The organism is Lysobacter sp. Soil_N_23 (genome assembly GCF_057656135.1).
On record NZ_JBDGKY010000007.1, the window covers coordinates 151,278 to 158,052 of the forward strand.

At 66.7% G+C, this 6,775-nt stretch carries 3 protein-coding genes; all 3 read left to right on the forward strand.

The window, feature by feature from the left end:
* The first annotated feature begins 6 nt into the window (after positions 1–6).
* Positions 7–1,218: a 3-oxoadipyl-CoA thiolase gene (gene pcaF, locus AC3A3X_RS07890; RefSeq protein WP_487582472.1), complete on the forward strand. Its 1,212-nt coding sequence runs from the start codon at positions 7–9 to the stop codon at positions 1,216–1,218.
* Positions 1,219–1,345: 127 nt separating this feature from the next.
* Complete coding sequence (locus AC3A3X_RS07895) at positions 1,346–3,373, forward strand: tetratricopeptide repeat-containing sulfotransferase family protein (protein ID WP_487582473.1); 2,028 nt, start codon at positions 1,346–1,348, stop codon at positions 3,371–3,373.
* A 52-nt stretch (positions 3,374–3,425) separates the two neighbouring features.
* On the forward strand, positions 3,426–6,071 hold the full coding sequence (locus AC3A3X_RS07900; RefSeq protein ID WP_487582474.1) for a TonB-dependent receptor: 2,646 nt from the start codon (positions 3,426–3,428) through the stop codon (positions 6,069–6,071).
* The last annotated feature ends 704 nt before the right edge of the window (positions 6,072–6,775 follow it).

A 6,775-nucleotide genomic window follows, 5' to 3' on the forward strand; every position in this document is an offset into this window, starting at 1 on the left:
ACCGGCATGCGCCCCGTCTATCTCTGCGACGGCGTGCGCACGCCGTTCGGGCGTTATCGCGGCGGCCTGTCGATGGTGCGGGCCGACGACCTGGCGGCCCTGCCGATCCGGCAGCTGATGCTGCGCAATGCCGGTCTAGACCCGGCGGCCATCGACGAGGTCATCCTCGGCTGCGCCAACCAGTCCGGCGAAGACAACCGCAACGTCGCGCGCATGGCGCTGTTGCTGGCGGGATTGCCGGTGTCGGTGCCGGGCGTCACCGTCAACCGCCTGTGCGCATCGGGGCTGGAGGCCGTCGGCCAGGCCGCGCGTGCGATCGCCCTGGGCGAGGCCGGGCTGGCGATCGCCGGCGGCGTCGAGAGCATGTCGCGCGCGCCCTACGTGATGGGCAAGGCCGACGGCGCGTTTGATCGCGAACAGACCCTGCAGGACACCACCCTGGGCTGGCGCTTCGTCAACCCGACGTTCGAGGCACTGCACGGCGTCGACCCGATGATGCGCACCGCGCAGAACCTCGCCGACGAACACGGCATCGCCCGCGCCGACCAGGATGGGTTCGCCTTGCGTTCCCAGCAGCGCGCGGCGCGGGCCATCGCCAACGGTCGCTTCGCGCGCGAGCTGATGGCGGTGGGCAAGTTCGACAGCGATGAACAACCGCGCAGCGACACCACGCTGGAAAAGCTTTCGTCGCTGGCACCGCCCCTCGGCGCCGGCACCAGCATCACCGCCGGCAATGCCTCGGGCATCAACGACGGCGCCTGCGCGCTGCTGCTTGCCAGCGAGGACGCGGTAGCGCGCCACGGCCTGACGCCGCGTGCCCGGGTGCTCGGCATGGCCAGCGCCGGCGTGGCGCCGCGGACGATGGGGATCGGGCCGGTCCCGGCGATCGGCCGGCTGTTGCCGCGGCTGGGGCTGGGCCTGGACGACTTCGACACGATCGAGATCAACGAAGCCTTCGCCGCCCAGGTACTGGCGGTCACGCGCACGCTCGGCCTGGCCGACGACAGCCCGCGGGTCAACCCGAACGGCGGCGCGATCGCGCTCGGCCATCCGCTCGGGGCCAGTGGCGCCAGGCTCGCCCTCACCGCGATGCACGAACTGGAACATCCCTTGCGAAGCGCCGCTCCTGGAAGCGCCGCCGGCCAGCGGCGGGCGCTGCTGTCCATGTGCGTAGGCGTCGGCCAGGGCGTCGCCCTGGCCCTGGAGCGTGTTTCGTGAACCAGCCACCGAACCGGCCGACGTGTGTACTGTTAAAAATTGGTGATTGTTGCCGCCTGATTCGGCATAGTCAGGTGGCGTCACCGCACTGCCAGCCCCCGCCGTCCTGTCACGCGTGAGACCCAGCATGAGCGCCGCACCCGAGCCCACCGCCACCCTCGAGATCGCACTGGCCCACGCCGTGCGGCTTCTGGACGAGCAACCGGCGCTGGCCGCGGCACAGGCCACCGAGATCCTTCAGCATTTGCCCGGTCACCCGACCGCGCTGCTGGTGCTGGGCGCTTCGCGCTCGGCCTGTGGCGACCATGCCGGCGCACTGGCCGTGCTCGAACCGCTCGCCCAGGCGCAGCCGGGTTCGGCGCGGACGCACCTGGAACTGGGCATCGCGCTGGGCCGGAACGGTCGCGGCGACGATGCGCTGCTGGCATTGCGACGCGCCGTGGCACTCAAGCCCGAGCTTCCCAGCGCCTGGCTGGCACTGGGCGATCACCTTTCGGCCACCGGCGACAGTGCCGCCGCCGAAGCCGCCTACAGCCAGCACGTGCGCTATTCCAGCCGCGACCCGGCGCTGCTTCGTGCCGGCGCGGCGTTGGCCGAGAACCGCCTCCCCGAGGCCGAGGCGCTGCTGCGCGCGCACCTGGGCAAGTCGCCCACCGATGTCGCCGCACTGCGCATGCTGGCCGAACTGGCCGCCCGCCTCGACCGCACCAGCGACGCCGAGCAACTGCTGGCGCGCTGCCTGGAACTGGCACCGACCTTCCATGCCGCGCGCCAGCATTACGCGCTGGTCCTGCACCGCGGCAACAAGTCCGAACAGGCGCTGGCGCAGATCGATGCGCTGCTCGCCGCCGCCCCGGACAACTCCGGTTACCGCAACCTCAAGGCTGCCGTCCTGTGCCGCATCGGCGACTACGCCACGGCCATCGACCTGTACGACAGCATCCTGCGTGCGTACCCGCGCCAGACCCGGGTGTGGATGAGCTACGGCCACGCGCTCAAGACCGCTGGCCGCCAGGACGAAGCAATCGCCGCTTACCGCCGCTGCATCGCGCTGGAACCGTCGCTGGGCGAAGCCTGGTGGAGCCTGGCCAACCTCAAGACACTGCGCTTCAGCGCGCAGGACATCGACACGATGCGCGCGCAGCTGGCGCAGCCGCGACTGTCGGACGAGCACCGCCTGCACCTGGAGTTCGCGCTCGGCAAGGCGCTCGAGGACGTCGCCGAGTACGAGGCATCCTTCCGGCATTACGCGCGCGGCAATGCCGTCCGCCGTGCCCAGCTCGACTACAACGCCGGCGCCACCACGGCCAAGGTCAAGCACGTCCACCGGCTGTACACGCGTGAGTTCTTCCAGCGCCGTGCAGGCAGCGGCGACGATGCCCGTGACCCGATCTTCATCGTCGGCCTGCCGCGTTCGGGCTCGACGTTGCTGGAGCAGATCCTGTCCAGCCACAGCCTGGTCGAAGGCACGATGGAGCTGTCGGAAGTCACTTCCATCAGCCGTGAACTGCGCTCGCGCGCGGGACCGGACGCCAGCGGCCCAGGCCGCTACCACGACGTCCTGGCCACCCTCGACGGCGACGAACTGCGTGCCCTCGGCCGCCGCTACCTCGACCGCACCCGCATCCACCGCCGCACCGACGCGCCGTTGTTCATCGACAAGATGCCCAACAACTTCATGCACGTCGGCCTGATCCAGCTGATGCTGCCCAACGCGCGCATCATCGACGCACGCCGGCATCCGCTGGCGTGCTGCTTCTCCAACTTCAAGCAGCACTTCGCCCGCGGCCAGGGCTTCAGCTACAGCCTCGACGACATCGGCCGCTTCTACCGCGACTACGTCGCGCTGATGTCGCATTTCGACGATGTGTTGCCGGGTCGCGTGCACCGGGTGATCTACGAACGCATGGTCGACGACACCGAGAACGAAGTCCGTCGCCTGCTCGACGCCTGCGGCCTGCCGTTCGAGGCGCAGTGCCTTCGCTTCTTCGAGAACGAACGGCCGGTGCGCACTGCCAGCTCCGAACAGGTGCGCCAGCCGATCTTCCGCGAAGGCCTCGATCAGTGGCGCCATTACGAACCCTGGCTCGAACCGCTCAAGGCGGCACTCGGGCCGGTGCTCGACGCCTACCCCGAGCCACCCGGGGAGTTTTGAAGCTGGCAGTTCGGTTTCCGCGCCATTTCGTCCGTCTGGGGAGAGAAGAACGATGCAGAAGTCCGGCAGTAGATCACGTACACCCGTTGCACCGGCGCGGCTTTCATCCACGCCGTTCAAGCGCTTTCCGCTGACGGCAGCCATCTGCCTGGCGTTCGCCTCACCGGCGTTCGCACAGGATGCCGCCACGCAGGCCACACCGGCGCAACCGGCCCAGCCCATGCAGACCGCCGGGCAGCGCGAGGCACTCGTGCTCGACACGGTCACGGTGACCTCGCAGAAGCGCTCGGAGAACCTGCAGAAGGTGCCGATCAGCATCGAGGTGCTCGGCGAGCAGAAGCTCGACGAACTCAACATCACCGATTTCGAGGACTACGTTAAGTTCCTGCCGAGCGTCTCCTACCAGACCTTCGGCCCGGGCTTCTCGCAGATCTACATGCGCGGCGTCGCCAGCGGCGGCGACGGCAACCACTCCGGCTCGCTGCCGAGCGTGGGCGTGTACCTCGACGAGCAGCCCATCACCACGATCCAGGGCCCGCTCGACCTGCACATCTACGACGTCGCCCGCGTCGAGGCGCTGTCCGGCCCGCAGGGCACGCTGTACGGCGCCAGCGCCCAGGCCGGTGCGCTGCGCATCATCACCAACAAGCCCGACGCCAGCGGCTTCTCCGCCGGCTACGACCTGGAGCTCAACAGCGTCAGTGACGGCGGCATCGGTCACATCGAGGAAGGCTTCGTCAACGTCCCGCTCAGCGACTCGGCCGCGTTCCGCCTGGTCGGCTGGAACCAGCACGACGCCGGCTACATCGACAACAAGCCGCAGGACCGCCAGTTCCCGATCCGCGTCGCAAGCGACGGCGGCACTCCGGATGACGACAGCGACGACGTCAAGCCGAGCTGGGGTGGCGTACTGACCAACCGCGACTGCACCAGCACCGACCAGCTGGTCTGCACCGGCCGCGCCGAGGACGACTACAACGACGTCGACACCACCGGTGCGCGCATGGCCCTGCGGTGGGACATTTCCGACGACTGGGCGATCACGCCGATGATCATGGGCCAGAAGGCCGTGGCCAACGGCGCCTTCTTCACCGACCGTGAAGTCGGCGACCTGGCGATCAGCCACTTCTACAAGGAGAGGTCGGACGACCGCTGGTGGCAGGCCGCCATGACCGTCGAAGGCAAGATCGGCAACTTCGACCTGACCTACGCCTACGGCCACCTCAAGCGCGATGTCGACGTCGACTCCGACTACAACGACTACGGCTTCTGGTACGACACGCTGATGTCGTACAACGCCTACGACGACAACGACAATCTCATCAATCCGTCGCAGTACATCCAAGGCAAGGACCGCTACAAGAAGGACAGCCACGAACTGCGCCTGAGCTCGCCCAGCGAAGACCGCTTCCGCATCACCGCCGGCCTGTTCTACCAGACCCACAAGCACGACATCGAGCAGCGCTACAAGATCGACGGCTTCGGTTCGCAGTACTCGATCACCGGCTGGCCCGACACGATCTGGCTGACCAAGCAGGAGCGCGAGGACAAGGACGAGGCGGTCTTCGGCGAGTTCTCGTACGACTTCATTCCCGAGGTGCTGATCGGCACCATCGGCGGCCGCCACTTCCGAGCCGAGAACAGCCTCAAGGGCTTCTTCGGCTTCAGCAACGGCTGGTTCCCCGACGCACCCTATGGCGAGTCGGTCTGCATCGCCCAGTTCGGCGAGGATCCGGCCAACTGGCCATCGTTCAACGGCGCGCCGTGCGAAGTGTTCGACAAGACCGTCAAGGAAAGCGGCAACCTGGGCAAGGCCAACCTGACCTGGCAGATCACGCCAAGCAAGATGGTCTACGCCACCTGGTCCGAAGGCTACCGTCCGGGCGGCATCAACCGCCGCGGCACGCTGCCGCCTTACCTCTCGGACTACCTCACCAACTACGAGATGGGCTGGAAGACCAGCTGGGCCGACAACCGCTTCACCTTCAACGGCTCGGTGTTCCACCAGGAGTGGGAAGACTTCCAGTTCTCCATCCTCGGTGCCAACGGTCTGACCGAGATCAAGAACGCCAACCAGGCCAGCATCGACGGCCTGGAAATGGACATCAACTGGGCCGCGACCTACAACCTGCAGATCGGCGCCGGCGTGGCGTTCTACGACGCCAAGCTGACCGACAACTTCTGCGGCTGGACCGACGAGGGGGGCAATTCCGTCACCGTATGCCCGGCTGGCACCATCAACCCGGGCGGCACGTTCGACGATACCAGCGACGACGTTGTCGTCGATGGTCCGGAAGCGCCGGACGGCACCCGCCTGCCGGTCACGCCGGAGTTCAAGGGCAACATCATCGCCCGCTACAACTTCACGGTCGGCACGATGGATGCCTTCGTGCAGGGCGACGTGGTGCACGTGGGCTCGCGCACGTCGGACCTGCGCATCCTCGAGCGCGGGATCCTGGGTGGCCTGGACGCTTACACCGTGGCCGACCTTTCGGCCGGCATCAGCCGCAACAACTGGACGTTCAGCGTGTACATCAACAACGTCTTCGACGAGCGCGCCGACATCTACCGTTTCACCAACTGTTCCGAGACGGTCTGCGGCGCGGCGGGCGTGGTACCGGAGTACCCGAACGGCCAGATCTACACCGTGACCAACCAGCCGCGCACGCTGGGCATCCGGTTCGGGCAGAAGTTCTAAGGGGAAGTGCGGCAAGAGGTATGGGTGAGGGAAGCCGGCGGCAATCGGGGGGTTGCCGCCGGCTGTTTTTCCCAACCCAAGCCATCACGGCCCTTCGCCGCCATCCCGGCCCGCGCCGGGATCCAGGCCGACAGCGTCTACCGTTGGCAGAATGGCTGCATTGCCAGGAGCTCGGCAGCGGTGATAGCGTCCCGACCGGAATTCCTGAATGGAATCATCCGCCGGAATGTTACGCACCGGGGTTACGCACCGACTCCGGTGTCAGGTGGTTGATTTCTTTGGTGGTCCACCGAAAGCGAATCATTCACCGGCGTGATAGGCACCGGGATTACGCCCCAAATTGTCCTCGAATCGATAGTTAGGCGGCTATGAAACGTAGATCGCGTCCTTGGCTAATAGCTGGATCAATCTTCAGCGCGCTCGCGTCTCTCTACTGCTTTCTGTGGATATTCTCGGCAGCCAGCCTGGCTTCCGGGTACTGCAAGGGCAAGTTCTCGCTCTTCGCGGAAGCCTTGCGCTGCAGGCAGGTCCACTTCGCAATGATCCTTACGGTTCTATTCGCTTTGCTCTGCTTGTACCTTGGCTGGAAGGCGGCGCGTGTAGGTCGTGCGTACGCCGCCTAACAATTCCGTAAGGAGCTTCCCGTCAACTCCGGGTGCATGACGCTCTTGCCTGGAGCTTGAAGGCCGTTGCTGGTTCTCATG

Coding starts and splice junctions, on each gene's coding strand:
- pcaF (WP_487582472.1), top strand. CDS start 7: ATGCGCCCCGTCTATCTCTGCGACGGCGTGCGCACGCCGTTCGGGCGT.
- AC3A3X_RS07895 (WP_487582473.1), top strand. CDS start 1,346: ATGAGCGCCGCACCCGAGCCCACCGCCACCCTCGAGATCGCACTGGCC.
- AC3A3X_RS07900 (WP_487582474.1), top strand. CDS start 3,426: ATGCAGAAGTCCGGCAGTAGATCACGTACACCCGTTGCACCGGCGCGG.